The organism is Antarcticimicrobium sediminis, from assembly GCF_004348975.1.
Classification (GTDB): Bacteria; Pseudomonadota; Alphaproteobacteria; order Rhodobacterales; family Rhodobacteraceae; genus Antarcticimicrobium; species Antarcticimicrobium sediminis.
The window spans coordinates 133300-148395 of sequence record NZ_SMFP01000011.1 but is presented as its reverse complement, the minus strand read 5'-3'; the positions used below and the strand labels follow the sequence as shown (position 1 = coordinate 148395).

11 protein-coding genes are annotated in these 15096 nt (G+C 65.2%); 3 read left to right on the top strand and 8 right to left on the bottom strand.

Annotated features, from left to right (window positions below; all coding sequences use genetic code 11):
* Window positions 1–16: 16 nt before the first annotated feature.
* From E1B25_RS16290 to mutL, 3 genes are all read right to left on the bottom strand, one after another.
* Window positions 17–1309 (bottom strand): adenylate/guanylate cyclase domain-containing protein, encoded by a 1293-nt coding sequence (locus E1B25_RS16290; RefSeq protein ID WP_165937644.1) that lies wholly within the window; start codon window positions 1307–1309, stop codon window positions 17–19.
* An 18-nt stretch (window positions 1310–1327) separates the two neighbouring features.
* Entirely contained in the window at window positions 1328–2764 is a 1437-nt protein-coding gene (locus tag E1B25_RS16285; RefSeq protein WP_132830579.1) for a DNA recombination protein RmuC, read from the bottom strand.
* A gap of 78 nt (window positions 2765–2842) precedes the next feature.
* Window positions 2843–4738 (bottom strand): DNA mismatch repair endonuclease MutL, encoded by a 1896-nt coding sequence (mutL, locus tag E1B25_RS16280; RefSeq protein ID WP_132830578.1) that lies wholly within the window; start codon window positions 4736–4738, stop codon window positions 2843–2845.
* 252 nt (window positions 4739–4990) lie between these two features.
* Here mutL and deoC point away from each other — a divergent pair, with 252 nt between their 5' ends.
* From deoC to E1B25_RS16265, 3 genes are all read left to right on the top strand, one after another.
* Window positions 4991–5974, top strand: a complete 984-nt coding sequence (gene deoC, locus E1B25_RS16275; protein ID WP_425358940.1) for a deoxyribose-phosphate aldolase — start codon at window positions 4991–4993, stop codon at window positions 5972–5974.
* Window positions 5975–6036: 62 nt separating this feature from the next.
* Complete coding sequence (locus E1B25_RS16270; protein ID WP_132830576.1) at window positions 6037–8379, top strand: aldehyde dehydrogenase family protein; 2343 nt, start codon at window positions 6037–6039, stop codon at window positions 8377–8379.
* A gap of 201 nt (window positions 8380–8580) precedes the next feature.
* On the top strand, window positions 8581–9426 hold the full coding sequence (locus E1B25_RS16265; protein ID WP_132830575.1) for a glycosyltransferase family 2 protein: 846 nt from the start codon (window positions 8581–8583) through the stop codon (window positions 9424–9426).
* 41 nt (window positions 9427–9467) lie between these two features.
* On the opposite strand, the gene E1B25_RS16260 is transcribed toward E1B25_RS16265, so the two are convergent.
* From E1B25_RS16260 to purH, 5 genes are all read right to left on the bottom strand, one after another.
* Entirely contained in the window at window positions 9468–10781 is a 1314-nt protein-coding gene (locus E1B25_RS16260; RefSeq protein WP_132830574.1) for a M16 family metallopeptidase, read from the bottom strand.
* The gene (locus E1B25_RS16255; RefSeq protein ID WP_245510737.1) at window positions 10778–12220 is read right to left on the bottom strand and encodes a M16 family metallopeptidase; all 1443 of its coding nucleotides are present in this window, start codon (window positions 12218–12220) and stop codon (window positions 10778–10780) included. The genes E1B25_RS16260 and E1B25_RS16255 overlap by 4 nt, the downstream gene beginning before the upstream one ends.
* Before the next feature lie 83 nt (window positions 12221–12303).
* Window positions 12304–12822, bottom strand: a complete 519-nt coding sequence (locus E1B25_RS16250; protein ID WP_132830573.1) for a DUF3035 domain-containing protein — start codon at window positions 12820–12822, stop codon at window positions 12304–12306.
* Window positions 12823–12875: 53 nt separating this feature from the next.
* The gene (gene lspA / locus E1B25_RS16245; protein ID WP_132830572.1) at window positions 12876–13370 is read right to left on the bottom strand and encodes a signal peptidase II; all 495 of its coding nucleotides are present in this window, start codon (window positions 13368–13370) and stop codon (window positions 12876–12878) included.
* Window positions 13371–13377: 7 nt separating this feature from the next.
* Window positions 13378–14967: a bifunctional phosphoribosylaminoimidazolecarboxamide formyltransferase/IMP cyclohydrolase gene (gene purH / locus E1B25_RS16240; protein WP_132830571.1), complete on the bottom strand. Its 1590-nt coding sequence runs from the start codon at window positions 14965–14967 to the stop codon at window positions 13378–13380.
* Window positions 14968–15096: the final 129 nt, after the last annotated feature.

The following is a 15096-nucleotide window of genomic DNA, read 5'->3' as shown; positions in this document are numbered from 1 at the left end:
GCGCAAGATACCTGCGTTACCTGCACCGCAATCCGCGCAGGCGCAACACGCCATCGCGGCCGCGCAGCGTGGTTTCAGCCGCCAGATCCCAGGGCGCGCCGTCCTTGTCGCGCCCGGCGATCCGCAAGATATCACACGAGGCCAGAATATCCGCCTGCAAGCGCTTGGTCTCTTCCTCCAGCCGGGCAGCGGTGTTCACGGTATCGCCAAAGACCGAGTATTCCAGCCGGTCGCGGGTGCCCACCACACCGCTGAACACCGCGCCCCAGTGCAACCCGATCCCGGCCCGCAACGGGGAAGCGCCAGCGGCAACGCGCCGGGCCGACCACTCGGCAATCGTGGCGCACAGGTCAAAGGCACAGTCGATACAGGCCGCAGCAGCAGCGGGCGCATCCTTGCCCTCTTCGAACACGATCATCGCCGCGTCGCCCATGAACTTGTCTAGGATCCCGCCCCTTACCCGCGCCACGGTGGTGACGCGGCGGCGGTATTCGGTGGCGAATGCCGACAACTCATCCGCCGTCATGCCCTGCGACAGGTGGGTAAAGCCGCGCAGGTCGATGAACAACACCCCAGCCTCGTGCCAGCGGCCCCGGCGCAGCTCGTCCAGCCCGCCGGCGGCAAGACGTGGCGCCAGTTGTCCGGGAAGATAACGGGTGAGGTTGGTGACGTTCTGCGTCTCGGTGATCGAGCGCAGCAAAAGCCGCCGGGTGCGCACCGCCGCCACCACCAGAACCGCGCCGGCCAGCGCCAGCATCGCCACCCGCATGATGTTGGGGGGGAAGGACAGGAAAACCGACGCCGTGCCGGAGCGCGGCGTAAACCCCTCGCCCGCGGGCAGGCTGATCAACAGGGTAAGCCCCCCCACGGTCAGCGTCGCGATGAACGCCTGAATACCGGGATTGAACCGCAGCACGCCAAAGGCCAGCACCAGCGGCGCCAGCCAGACAGCGGGAAAAATGAACGCATGGCTGCCCGGAAGCGCGGTGTTTTCCATGCTCATCCACACGCCATACAGAAAGAACAGGCAGTCGGCAGCAGCGGCGGGCCAGATCATCCAGATCCGCAGCCAGTCGCGCCGATACCCCCACCACGCCAGCGCGCCGAGGATGAAATACCCCGCCATCATGGTGCCGGCATTGAACACTTGCCGCGCCAGCAGATCCGACCCCTTGGGCGCGGAATGATCGCGGACCGCCAGCGCAAAGGACAGTGCCAGCGCCAGCACCGCGAGCATCCGCAACAGCCCCACCAGCCCTTCGGCGCGCAGTTCGGCCTGACGAAACAGCGCGGCGGTATCCACGGTCATCCGCATCGGCCCGCCGCCCTAGACGCTGCTGTCGGTCAGGGCGGCATAGCCGCGCGCCTGACTTTCGACCAAGGCGGGAGTCTCGATCTCGGAGCCTTGGGTGACCACGCCCATCGCCTCGAATTTGCGTGCCGAGGGCAGAACCCGGCTTTCCATCGATCCCACCGCCTTGTTGTAATGATCCACCGAGCGGTTCAGCGCCTTGCCGACCGCGTCGAGATGGCCGCCAAAGGTGTTGAGCCGATCATACAGCTCTTTCGCGACCTTCTGCACCTCGACCGCGTTCTCGGCCATCTTTTCCTGTTGCCAGCCATAGGCGATGGCCTTGACCAGCGCCATCAGCGTGGTCGGGGTGGCGATCAGAACCTTACGCTCGAACGCGTATTCGATCAGGCCGGTGTCGGCCTCTACCGCTGCCGAGACAAAGGTTTCGCCGGGGATGAACATCACCACGAAATCCGGCGTGGTCGGGATCTGGTCCTGATAGGCCTTGGAGGACAGCAGTTTGACATGCTGGCGCACCTGCGCGGCGTGACGGGCCAGATGATGTTGCTGTTGTTCCGGCGTTTCGCATTCCAGCGCGTCCAGATAGGCCTCCAACGGGGTCTTGGCGTCGATCACGATGCTCTTGCCGCCGGGGATCTTTACGATGGCGTCGGGGCGTCGGGGCCCGTCATCGGTGGCCAGATGATGCTCCAGCGTGTAATCGACGTTTTCCGCCATGCCGGCCATGTCGAACACTTGGCGCAACTGCATCTCGCCCCAGCGGCCGCGGGTCTTGGGCGCGCGCAACGCCTGCACCAGTTTGCGCGTCTCGGTGCCCAGACTGGCCTGCCCCTCGGCCAACAGCTTGACCTGCTGCCGGATGGCGCCATAGGCCTCGTTGCGGGCCTGTTCGATTTCCTTGATGCGGGTGTCAAACACGGTGAGCTTTTCGTTCAGCGGTTTGACCAGATTCTCGATCGCCGTCTTGCGCTTTTCCAGATCCTCACTGGCGGTCAGCTCGTGCGATTTGAACCGTTCAGAGGCCAGTTTCAGGAAGGATTCGGAATTCTTCTGCAACACGCCCGAGGCGAGCACGGAAAAGCGATCCTCGATCTCGGTCTTCATACCGCGCAATTCTTCAAGCCGGGCCGCGTGCTGGGCCTTGAGCGTTCTCAGCTCGGTCTCGGCCATGATGCGGCGCTGCTGTTCCGCGCCGTGCAAGCGACGCAGATCCTCGATCACCTGCAACAGCTCCGGAATGCGCCCGACCTGCGCGCGCTGTTCGGCCAGATCCTCGCGCAGGTGCCAAGCCTCGGCCTCCAGCGGCCGCAGCTCCCGGAGTTGGGAGCGCAGCGCGAACTGGCGCAGCAACAGGGCCAGAACCAGCAGCGCCAGCGCCACGCAGGCCCAGATCAGCAAGTGCTGCGGCGGGATCGCCCGTATCGCGTTCAAAACGTCGTCCACTGTCATCTCTGGCGCCGTCCCTGTTCCCGCTTGGTTCTCTCGCCCTCCAGTTGACCCACCCGGCGGGAAATAACAAGTCCGGGATCAAGTGCGCCCGAACAGCCGTTCGATGTCGGCGAGCTTCAGCTCCACATAGGTGGGCCGTCCGTGGTTGCATTGGCCGGAATGCGGTGTTGCCTCCATCTCGCGCAACAGGGCGTTCATCTCTTCCGCCCGCATCCGGCGGCCCGATCGGATCGAGCCGTGACAGGCGACGCGCGACAGGATCGCTTCGATCCGCGCCTGCACCAGCTGGCTTTCGCCCGCGTCGTCCAGTTCATCGAGAATATCGCGCAACATGGCTGCGGCGTTGACCTCGCCCAGAATGGCAGGGGTTTCTCGCACCGCAACGGCAGAGCCGCCAAAGGGTTCGATGCCAAGCCCCAGTTTTTCCAGATCCGCCGCCACCTCCAGCAGCCGGGCACAATCGCCGGCGGAAAGCTCGACGATTTCGGGGATCAGCAGCGCCTGCGCCGCAACGCCGTTTTCGGCCATCTGATGTTTCAGCTTTTCATAGACCAACCGTTCATGCGCCGCGTGTTGATCGACGATCACCATGCCGGTTTCGGTCTGGGCGATAATATAGTTTTCATGCACCTGCCCGCGCGCGGCCCCAAGCGGCAGCGATTCCAACGTCGCCTGATCTTCGCGGGGCGCGTCCGGCTCCTCGATGATCCGGCCGCTATAGGCGCTGGACAGCTCGGCAAAGCCCGGCTCGGGGGCGGGGCGTTCGCCATAGGCCGGGGCGGGCGTGAACGGGGCCTGCGCCTGATAGGCGGCCATGCGTGCGCCCGGCGAGGGACGGTCCATCTGATAGACGCGCGGCGGCGCACCGGGCATTTCAGGGCGCATCGCCCCCAGCGTCGCGGTGGCCACGGTTGACGAGGCACGGTGCCCGGCCTCGGCCAGCGCATGGCGCAGCGCCGAGACAATCAGCCCGCGCGGAACGCCGGGATCGCGAAAGCGGACTTCAGATTTTGCCGGGTGCACGTTCACATCCACCAGCGTCGGATCGCAATCGAGAAACAGCGCGGCCGCCGGGTGGCGATCGCGACTGAGAAAATCGAAATAGGCCGCCCGCAGGGCGCCGGTCAGCGTCCGGTCGCGCACTGGGCGGGCGTTGACGAACAGGTATTGCGCCACCGCCGCGCCGCGCGAATAGGTCGGCAGCGCAGCATAGCCAAACAGCCGGATCCCCTCGCGCGTGGCATCGATGGGCAGGGCGTTTTCGGTGAACTCCCGCCCCATCACGCGGGTCAGCCGCGCCAGCAACGCGTCAAACAGATCGCCGCTTTCGGCATCGGCGCGAAAGGTCACCCGCCCCTCGCCGCCGCCCGACACGTCACGCAGGGTAAACCCGACCGAGGGCTCGGCCATGGCAAGCCGCTTTACCACGTCCGAAATCGCCTGCGATTCGGCGCGGTCGCTGCGCATGAATTTCAGCCGCGCGGGGGTGGCAAAGAACAGATCGCGCAATTCGACCACCGTGCCGTTGCGCAGGGCGGCGGGGCGCACCGGCTCTGGCTTGCCGCCAGAGACGCGGATCGTCGCCGCCTCATCGCCGGTGACGCGGCTGGTGATGCTCAACCGCCCCACCGCGCCTAGCGAGGGCAGCGCCTCGCCGCGAAACCCGAAGGTGTGGATGTTCAGCAGGTCCGAACCGTCGATCTTGGAGGTGGCATGGCGTGACAGCGCCAGCGGCAGGTCGCCCGGCGTGATGCCGCAGCCGTCGTCGGTGACGCGGATCAGGGTTTTGCCGCCGTCGGCAATCTCGATCCCGATGCGGGTGGCCCCGGCGTCGATGGCGTTCTCGACCAGTTCCTTGACGGCAGAGGCCGGGCGTTCGACCACCTCGCCCGCGGCGATGCGGTTGATGGCCGTTTCGTCAAGTTGCCGGATCACGGGGCGATCTTCGCCGATATTGCGGTACTGGGTTATCATACCGCTAAACCTAGCATAAGAGGCAGCGATTCTGCCAGATCGATGATGCGGTCCAATCCGCGCAGGCCGGGGTCGAAACGCGATGGAATTGTGCGGGGTCGGGGCCGCGTTAAATCGGGCACTAACCATGGTGCAAACTCGGGTGCAAACCAAGGCGCAAGGGCGCGGGTCGCTTGCCAAGGCGGCGCGCCCGTGCCAGCCTGCCCGCAAATCTATCAGACCAAAACCAACCACCGGACCCGCCGCATGGACATGACCGAGACGTCACACACCGCGCAACTGCCGCAGGTGAGCGAGCCGCGCAATCCCGGCATGGCGCTGGACCTTGACTGGGTGCGCGCGGCGCAGGCCAACCGCTCGGCCATCGAGCGGCGCGCCGCCACCCTGCCCGGCCGCCGCAGCGTCAAGAAAGATTATCAGGCGGCTTGGCTGCTCAAGGCGATCAGCTGCATCGACCTGACCACGCTGTCGGGCGATGATACCGCTGCCCGCGTGCGCCGCCTGTGCGCCAAGGCCCGCCAGCCGGTGCGCCCCGATCTGCTGCAGGCGCTGGGGATCGAGGGGCTGCGCGTGGGCGCGGTCTGTGTCTATCACGACATGATCGCCCCCGCCGTCGCCGCGCTGGAGGGATCCGGCATCCCGGTCGCCGCCGTCTCGACCGGCTTTCCCGCCGGGCTGTCGCCGTTCCCCCTGCGCGTCGCCGAGATTGGCGAAAGCGTCAAGGCCGGCGCGGGGGAGATCGACATCGTGATCTCGCGCCGCCATGTGCTGGAGGGCAACTGGCAGGCGCTGTATGACGAGATGCGCAGCTTTCGCGCCGCCTGCGGCACGACCCATATCAAGGCGATCCTGGCCACCGGAGAGCTGGGCACCCTGCGCAACGTGGCGCGCGCCAGTCTGGTCTGCATGATGGGCGGCGCCGACTTCATCAAGACCTCAACCGGCAAAGAGGCGGTGAACGCCACCCTGCCGGTATCTCTGGTGATGATCCGGGCGATCCGCGACTATCACGAGCGCAGCGGTTATCGCATCGGCTACAAACCTGCGGGCGGGATTTCCAAGGCCAAGGATGCGCTGACCTATCTGGCGCTGATCAAGGAGGAACTGGGCGACCGTTGGTTGCAGCCCGACCTGTTCCGCTTTGGCGCCTCGTCGCTGTTGGGCGATATCGAACGACAGTTGGAGCATCACGTCACCGGGGCCTATTCCGTCGCTTACCGCCACGCGATAGGCTGAAACGTGACTGCGGCACATTTGGCCGACGCTAGGCCAATGAGTATTTGGAACAAGAAGAAGCCATGACCGTCAAACAGATCTTCGACACGATGGAATACGGCCCCGCCCGCGAAAGCGCGGCCGAGGCGCTGAGCTGGCTGGTCGATCAGGGCGACCGCTTTGGCCATTTCATCGATGGCACCTTTACCGCGCCGGGGCCGGGGTTCGACAGCCGCAACCCCGCCACGGGCGAGGTGCTGGCCACCTTGACCCAGGCCAGCGACGAAGAGGTCAATGCCGCCGTCTCCGCCGCCCGCCGGGCGCAGGGCAAATGGGAGCATCTGGGCGGGCCGGGACGGGCGCGCTATCTTTATGCCATCGCGCGATTGTTGCAGAAACACGCGCGTCTGTTCGCGGTGCTGGAGACGCTGGACAACGGCAAACCGATCCGTGAAAGCCGCGATATCGACGTGCCGCTGGCGCAGCGCCATTTCTATTACCATGCGGGCATGGCCCAGTTGATGGAGACCGAACTGCCCGACGCCCAAGCCATCGGGGTCTGCGGCCAGATCATCCCTTGGAACTTCCCTTTGCTGATGCTGGCGTGGAAAGTGGCGCCGGCGCTGGCCATGGGCAATACCGTGGTGCTGAAACCGGCGGAATATACCTCGCTGACGGCGCTTCTGTTCGCGGACATCTGCCGTCAGGCCGGGCTGCCCAAGGGGGTGGTCAATATCGTCACCGGCGATGGCGCGGTGGGCGAGAGGATCGTGGCGCACCCCGATATCGACAAGATCGCCTTTACCGGCTCGACCGAGGTCGGGCGCAAGATCCGCGCGGCGACCGCCGGGACCGGCAAGGCGCTGACCTTGGAGCTGGGCGGCAAATCCCCCTATATCGTGTTTGACGATGCCGATATCGATTCAGCGGTCGAAGGGCTGGTCGATGCGATCTGGTTCAATGCCGGGCAGGTCTGCTGCGCCGGATCGCGCCTTTTGGTGCATGAGCCGGTGGCAGAGCGGTTCCACGACAAGCTGCGCGCGCGGATGGACAAGCTGCGCATCGGCGATCCGCTGGACAAATGCATCGACGTGGGCGCGGTGGTGGACCCGGTGCAGCACGCGGCGATCAGTGCCATGGTGGCGAGCAATACCGAGGGCGCGGTGCATCACGCCGATGTCGCCCTGCCGGACCGGGGCTGTTTCTATCCCCCCACGCTGATCACCGGGCTGTCGCCCTCGGACCGGCTGATGCAAGAAGAGATCTTTGGCCCGGTGCTGGTTTCGACCACCTTCCGCACCCCGGCTGAGGCGGTGCAACTGGCAAACAACACGCGCTATGGGCTGGCCGCCTCGGTCTGGACCGAGAATGTGAACCTTGCGCTTGATACCGCGCCAAAGCTGGCCGCCGGGGTGGTTTGGGTCAATGCGACCAACCTGTTCGACGCCGCCGCCGGTTTTGGCGGGGTGCGCGAAAGCGGCTTTGGCCGGGAAGGCGGATGGGAGGGGCTGTCGGCCTATACCCGGCCCAAGGCGCGGCCAAAGGCGCTGGCCCCGGTTGCCCCGATGGCGGCAGGCGATGGCGCGCCCGTGGATCCGCTGGACCGGACCGCCAAGCTTTATATCGGGGGCAAACAGGCGCGACCCGACGGCGGCTATGCACACCCGGTCTGGTCAAAACGCGGCGCGCTGCTGGGGCATGTGCCGATGGCCAGTCGCAAGGATGTGCGCAACGCGGTCGAGGCGGCGCAGGCGGCGGCAGGCTGGGCCCAGACCTCGGGGCATCTGCGGGCGCAGATCCTGTATTATCTGGCCGAGAACCTTTCAGCGCGGGCCGGGGAGTTTGCCCATCGAATTGACGCCATGACCGCAAAGCGCGGCGGCGAAAAGGAGGTTCAGGCCGCGATACAGTGCCTGTTCAGCGCCGCCGCATGGGCCGACAAATATGATGGTCAGGTCCATGGCGTGCCGATCCGGGGCGTGGCGCTGGCGATGAAGGAACCGGTTGGTATCATTGGCGCGCTTTGTGCTGACGAGGTGCCGCTTTTGGGGCTGGTCGGGGTCATGGCACCCGCCATCGCCATGGGCAACCGGGTGGTGCTGGCGGCGTCGGAGCCGTTCCCGCTGGCCGCCACCGATTTTTATCAGGTGCTGGAGACCTCGGACGTGCCGGCGGGGGTGGTCAACATCCTGACCGGATCGCACGCGGATCTGGCCGCGCCACTGGCGTCGCATCTGGGTGTGGACGCGGTCTGGAGCTTTTCCTCCACCGATCTTTCGGGCGACATCGAACGCGCCTCGGCGGGCAATCTCAAGCGGACATGGGTGAACAACGCACGCGCCACCGACTGGTTTGCACCGGACCTGCGCCCGGTTCTGGAGGCGGCGACCGAGATCAAGACCATCTGGGTGCCCTACGGGGAATAGGATGATGATGCGCGCCCCGGACCAAAACCGCCCGGTCCTGAGCTTTCACGGACTCGGCCAGCCCCGGTGGGGGCTGGAGCCGGGCGAGGCGATACTCCGGATCGCGCGGCCGGAATTTTGCGAAATTTCAGACCCTATCAAAGGGATGGGCGACGATGCGCCCGGATCGTTTTCCGCGGCGGATGTGGAACGGGGGGCGGCATGATCTCGATCGTGATCCCGGCCTACAACGAAGAAGGGTACATCGGGGACAGTCTTGATGCCCTGCTGCGGTCGCGCGACCCAAAGGGCGATGATCCGGTCGAGGTGATCGTCCTGCCCAACGGCTGCACGGATGCGACCGCGCAAGAGGCCCGCGCCCGCGCCCCGCAGTTCGCCGCGCGGGGCTGGCAGTTTCAGGTGATCGAGCTGCCTGAGGGCAGCAAGACCCGGGCACTGAACGCCGGCAGTGACGCGGCGCGCTATCCCCGGCTGCTCTTTCTGGATGCCGATATCCATGTCTCGCACGGATTGGTCGCGGCGCTGGCGGCGGCGGTGGACCGGCCCGAGCCCGTTTATGCCAGCGGGCAGTTCTGCATCCGGCGCGCCCACAGCCTGTTGTCGCGGATCTATGCGCGATTCTGGTTGCGCCTGCCGTTTTTGGCAAAGGGGGTGCCGGGCTGCGGGCTTTGCGCGGTCAATGCCGCCGGACGGGCCCGCTGGGACAAGATCCCGGAGGTGATCTCGGACGACATCTTTATGCGCAGCCACTTCGCGCCCGGTGAAAGGGTCGCCGTGTCGGACAAGTTCCTCTGGCCCATCGCCGAAGGCTTTGGCGCGCTGGTGCGGGTGCGGCGGCGTCAGAACCGCGGGCTGGCCGAGCTTGGGGAGAAACGGCCCGATCTTGTACAGAATGCGGGCGGGACCGCCCCCGGGTTCGGCGAAAAGCTTGGGCTGTTGCTGCGCGACCCGCCGGGTTTCATCCTTTACGCCACCGTGGCGCTGATGGTGAGGACCCCGTTTTTCAAATCCCGAACCCGCTGGGACCGTGACCGCAGCGCCCAGTAGCGCCGCAGTCGCAAGCCGTCACAAGCCCCTCACAGGGCTGGTCAGTTGGTGGTGGTTGCCAGCCCCTCGGGCTGACCGACCACGACAAAGCGCAGCTGATCGGGTTTCAGCAGCTCCGCCGCGACGCGATTCGCGTCCGCCAGCGTCACCGCATTCACCCTGTCGTTGCGGGTGGTGATATAGTCGATGGGCAGGTTGTCCATCTGCATCCCGACAAGAATGCTGGCGATCTGCCCGTTGCCATCGAACCGCAGCGGATAGGCCCCGGTGAGATAGGTCTTGGCCTTGTCCAGCTCCTCCTCGGTGACGCCCTGTTGCGCCATGCGGCTCCATTCGTCGCGGATCACCTGCACCGTCTCGCCAATGCGGTCATTGGCCGAGGCGACGCTGCCCATATAGACCGAGGCCAGATCGCGCGGCATGAGGTAGGAATAGACGCCATAGGTCAGGCCGCGCTTTTCGCGCACCTCACTCATCAACCGGCTTTCAAAGCTGCCACCGCCCAGAATGGTGTTGAGCACATAGGCGGCAAAGAAATCAGGGTCGTGCCGGTCCATCCCCGGCTGCCCGAACAGCGCCACCGATTGCGGCGTCGCAAAGGGCACCACGGTCACACCGCCGCTGAACGTCACATCGGCCTTGCCCGGCATCGGCGCGCCACTCGCGGGCAGATCGCCCAACAGCCCATCCAGCAGCGCCCCCAGCGCCTCGGGGGTGATATCGCCCACCGCCCCGACAAAAAGCCGGTCGCGGGCAAAAACCGCACTATGGGCCAGCAGCAGATCGTCGCGGGTGAGCGAGGCCACCGACTCGGGCGTGCCCTTGCCAGTGCTGCCATAAGGGTGATCACCATAGGTCATCGCACGAAAAGCCGCGCCGGCGATATCGTTGGGATCCTTGGCGTCCGAGTGCAGCCCGGACAGAACCTGCGCCCGCACCCGCTCAACAGCGTCGGCATCAAAGCGCGGCGCGTGGAGGGTTTCATGCAGCAGGTCCATCACCTTGCCCCGGTTCTCGGTCAGGAACCGGGCCGAGACCGAAACCGAATCGGCCCCGCTGTCAAACGAGAACGAGGCGGCCAGCGATTCCAGCGCGCGGGTATAGGCACGTGCGTCAAGATCGCCCGCCCCCTCTTCCAGCAGCCCGGTCATCAGGTTGATCGCACCGCGTTTGCCCGGCGCGTCCAGCGAGGTGCCGCCGCGAAAGCGCAGCTCCAGCGCGGTGAAGGGGATCGAGTGATCCTCGACCAGCCAGGCACGGATGCCGCCCGGGCTGGTCACCTCTTGAATCTTGACCGCGGCCATAGCCGGCAGCGCCAGCACCATCAGGATCAAAGCTGTAAACAGGGCCCTCATTGCGTCACCTCTTCGTCGCGCATCAACCAGCCGGTGACCGATCCTTCCCGGCGCAGAACGCTGCGTGCGGCGTCCAGAATATCGCCTTCGGTCACGGCCTGAAGCAGATCAGGCCAGCGCTGCACATCCTCGACCGTCAGCCCGGTGGCCAGCGCCTTTCCATAGCGGTTGGCGATGTCGGCGACATCGTCACGCTCATAGATCTGGGCGGCGCGCAGTTGCAGCTTGATCCGGGCGAGGTGTTCAGGATCGACCCCCTCGCGCAGAAAGGCGCGCAAGGCATCGTCCAGCGCCGCCTCGGCGGCCTCCAGCGAGACCCCCTCGGTCGGGACCACCACCAGATCAAAGGTGGTGTCGTCAAGCGAGACGCCATTATAGAAAACGCCGGTGTAGACAGCGATGTTGCTGTCGAATTGCAGCTTGTCTGCCAGATACGAGGTCTGCCCACCGCCCAGAATATCGGACAGCAGATACAGCGCGGCGGCCTGCTCCTGCGCGCCCGGATCGCGTTCCGGGGCCAGATAGGACCGGCTGACATAGGGCTGCGCGACGCGCGCATCGCGGTATTGCAACCGCCGCTCGGCCAGTTGCGGCGGCTCTTGCGAGCGGATGCGCGGCGGCAGGTCTGGGTTGGCGGGGATCTTGCCATAATGCTCTTGCGCCAGCGCCAGCACCTCTTGCGGTGTCACATCGCCAGACACCACCAGAATGGCATCGTTCGGCGCGTAATAGCGATGATAGAACGACAGCGCATCCTGCAGGTCCAGCGTTTCCATCTCGTGCTTCCAGCCGATCACCGGCACGCCATAGCGATGGTTGAGATATTGCACCGCATTCATCTGTTCGGAAAACAGCGCGCCCGGGTTGTTCTCGGTGCGCATGTTGCGCTCTTCCAGAATCACGTCGCGTTCGGTGGCGATGTCGTCTTCGCTCAGCCGCAGATGGGTCATCCGATCGGCTTCCATCTTCATCATCAGGCCCAGCCGGTCGGCGGCGACACGCTGAAAATAGGCGGTATAATCATAGCTGGTAAAGGCATTGTCACGCCCACCATTGGCGGCCACGGTCGCCGAAAGCTCTCCCGGGGCCATGGTGTCGGTGCCCTTGAACAACAGATGTTCCAGAAAATGCGCCACCCCGGACGAGCCGATCGGCTCATCAGCAGAGCCGGCGCGATACCAGACCATATGTTGCAGCACCGGGGCGCGATGATCCTCGACCACCACCACCTGCATACCGTTTGCCAGCGTGAAACTGCTGACCCCTTCGGTCGACGAGGCAATCACCGGGTCGGTTGCTGAATCGGCCGCCGTTTCAGGGGCCGCCGTTTCAGGGGCTGCCTTTGGCGCATCGCTGGTCGCGCCGACCGCCTGACTGGCAGCGGCGGCCCCCGAAAGCGCGCCAAGCATGGCGGCGGTTGCGGCAAATGTCTTGAGCATACGGGCACCTTCTGTTCCTGCGTGAGTCAACCTACGCACGGCCCGCCCGGGTTCAAGTCAAAGTCTCGAAAACGTGAGGGGTGTCAGCGCGTTGCCGGCGGCGCGGTCGGCGTCCCTGCCCCGGCCCAACGATAGCGTTCGTTCTCCGGATAGGGCTCAAGCGCCTGACGGCGATAGGCCTGCTCATAGCGATCCACCGGCAGCAAGCGGAAGCGGGTCATGCGCGATTGCCGCTTGCGGAACTTGGCATCGTTTTGCGCCAGCGTTTCGCGCACGTCGGACTCGACGCCATAGCGGCTGCTGGCGGTGACCAGCGCGCCATCGGCAGCGGGCACGCCACCCGGCACCATGGCCTCGGCACGCCCGCCAAGGGCAACGACGGCCTCGGTCGTGGGCGTCTGATCAACCAGATTTCCGCGGCCCGGCTTGGGCGCCGGCAACGCGGTGTAATCCTGCGGCGCGGTCAATGGCTTGACCGGCAGAATCATGAATTCGTCCGGACCCGGACCCGGCGCACGCAGATCGCGCAAGCCGTTTTTCGAGCACCCTGCGACCGACACGGCCGCAAACAGCATGATCATGATACCCAGAGGGCGCCACATGGCCACTCTCTCCCGCCTGTTTCCGGGCTGTTTAACCGATTTGTTAGACAAGGTCACGGGGCCTTTTTCCGTTTGCCCTGCGGACTGCGTCCTTCGAACAGGATCAGCCCGGCTGCGCCGGCAAAAATGAACACATCCCCGAGATTGAACACGAAGGGATTGTTGAGGCCACAGCAGGACATATTGAGAAAATCCAGCACATAACCATACAGCAGCCGGTCCACCACATTGCCCAGCGCGCCGCCGATCAACAGCCCGGCGGACAGCAGCATCCAACGCCCCGCCCGCTGGCGTAGAACCCAGAGGAAAACGGCGACGCAGACGGCCAGCGAAAAGCCGATCAGCGCCCAGCGCGCCACCTCGGACCCGCTGTCGAGCAGGCCAAAGTTGATGCCCCGGTTCTCGCCATAGCGAAAGTTGAGCAGCGGCGGCAGCACGTCGATTTCGCGCAGCCGCACCAATCCCATCCAGTGAACCACTAGGGATTTGCTGGCCTGATCCAGCAGAAAGGCCCAGAACCCGGCCCAGAACAGCAGTGCAAAGCGCATGCGGCGGTCAGTGCCGGAAATGGCGCATGCCGGTGAAGACCATGGCAAGCCCGGCCTCGTCGGCAGCCGCGATCACCTCGTCATCGCGCATCGAGCCGCCCGGCTGAATGACACAGGTCGCGCCAGCGGCGGCAGCCTCCAGCAAACCATCGGCGAAGGGGAAGAATGCGTCCGAGGCCACGGCCGAGCCGATGGTCAGCGGTTTGGCAAGGCCCAGCGCCTCGGCCATGCGTTCGGCCTTTTTGGCGGCGATCAGGGCCGAATCGACCCGGCTCATCTGGCCCGCGCCGACGCCGACGGTGGCCTGATCGCGGACATAGACGATAGCGTTGGATTTCACGTGTTTGGCCACCTTCCAGGCGAACAGAAGATCGCGCATCTGGTCCTCGGTCGGGGCGATCTTGGTCACCACCTTCAGGTCATCCAGGTCGATGAACCCGTTGTCCTTGTCCTGCACGAGGATGCCGCCGGACACCTGACGGAAGGTTTTCCCGCCGATGCGCGAATCAGGCAGACCGTCGGTGGTGAGCAGGCGCAGGTTTTTCTTTTTGGCAAAGATCTCCTTGGCCTCGTCCGATGCCCCCGGCGCGATCACGACCTCGGTGAAGATGCCGGTGATCTCTTGTGCCGTTTCGGCATCCAGCGGTTTGTTCAGCGCCACGATGCCACCAAAGGCCGAGGTGCGGTCACAGTCGAACGCCGATTTATACGCCTCGAGCAGGGTCGCGCCCTTGGCCACGCCGCAGGGGTTGGCGTGTTTGATGATGGCGCAGGCGGCGGTGTCTTCGGGGGAGAATTCGGCGACCAGTTCAAAGGCCGCGTCGGTGTCGTTGATGTTGTTGTACGACAGCTCCTTGCCCTGATGCTGCAGCGCCGTGGCAACGCCGGGGCGCGCCGAACCATCGACATAGAACGCCGCCTTTTGATGCGGGTTCTCGCCATAGCGCAGGGTTTGCGCCAGCGTCCCGGCAAAGGCACGACGGCGCGGCGCCTCGTCTTCCAGCGTTGCGGCCATCCACGCCGAGACGGCGGCGTCATAGGCCGCGGTGCGGGAATAGGCGGTCAGCGCCAGATTCTGGCGGAAGGCATAGGTGGTCTGGCCGTCGTTCGCGTCCAGTTCGGCCAGCAGCGCGTCGTAATCGGCCACATCGACCACCACGTTGACGAAGGCGTGGTTCTTGGAGGCGGCACGGATCATCGCCGGGCCACCGATGTCGATATTCTCGATGCAGGTCTCGTAGTCGGCGCCCTTGGCGACGGTTTCCTCGAACGGATAGAGGTTGACCACCAGCAGGTCGATCGGCGCGATCAGATGGGTATCCATCGCCGCAACATGCGAGGCGTCGTCGCGCAGCGCCAACAGACCGCCATGCACCATCGGGTGCAGCGTCTTGACCCGACCGTCCATCATTTCGGGAAAGCCGGTCACTTCGGAGACGTCGCGCACCTCCAGTCCGGCATTGCGCAGCGCGCCAGCGGTGCCGCCGGTGCTGATCAGCTCGACCCCGCGCGCGGCCAAGGCCTGGCCCAGTTCGATAAGGCCGGTTTTGTCGGAGACGGAAAGCAGAGCACGGCGCACAGGGTACAGGTCGGTCATGGGGTCGATCCTCATTCTCAAAAAAGGTCTGCGCGCGGCATAGTCTATATCTTGCCGGGATAGAACCACCCGTTTTGCCGCGCTGCGGCATGAAAGGGCCCGAATTGGTGGATTTCCGGCCGATCCGGA

Bases quoted from the DNA above. Each gene is read 5' to 3' on its own strand.
- E1B25_RS16290 (WP_165937644.1), bottom strand. From the start codon at position 1,309: ATGACCGTGGATACCGCCGCGCTGTTTCGTCAGGCCGAACTGCGCGCC.
- E1B25_RS16285 (WP_132830579.1), bottom strand. From the start codon at position 2,764: ATGACAGTGGACGACGTTTTGAACGCGATACGGGCGATCCCGCCGCAG.
- mutL (WP_132830578.1), bottom strand. From the start codon at position 4,738: ATGATAACCCAGTACCGCAATATCGGCGAAGATCGCCCCGTGATCCGG.
- deoC (WP_425358940.1), top strand. From the start codon at position 4,991: ATGACCGAGACGTCACACACCGCGCAACTGCCGCAGGTGAGCGAGCCG.
- E1B25_RS16270 (WP_132830576.1), top strand. From the start codon at position 6,037: ATGACCGTCAAACAGATCTTCGACACGATGGAATACGGCCCCGCCCGC.
- E1B25_RS16265 (WP_132830575.1), top strand. From the start codon at position 8,581: ATGATCTCGATCGTGATCCCGGCCTACAACGAAGAAGGGTACATCGGG.
- E1B25_RS16260 (WP_132830574.1), bottom strand. From the start codon at position 10,781: ATGAGGGCCCTGTTTACAGCTTTGATCCTGATGGTGCTGGCGCTGCCG.
- E1B25_RS16255 (WP_245510737.1), bottom strand. From the start codon at position 12,220: ATGCTCAAGACATTTGCCGCAACCGCCGCCATGCTTGGCGCGCTTTCG.
- E1B25_RS16250 (WP_132830573.1), bottom strand. From the start codon at position 12,822: ATGTGGCGCCCTCTGGGTATCATGATCATGCTGTTTGCGGCCGTGTCG.
- lspA (WP_132830572.1), bottom strand. From the start codon at position 13,370: ATGCGCTTTGCACTGCTGTTCTGGGCCGGGTTCTGGGCCTTTCTGCTG.
- purH (WP_132830571.1), bottom strand. From the start codon at position 14,967: ATGACCGACCTGTACCCTGTGCGCCGTGCTCTGCTTTCCGTCTCCGAC.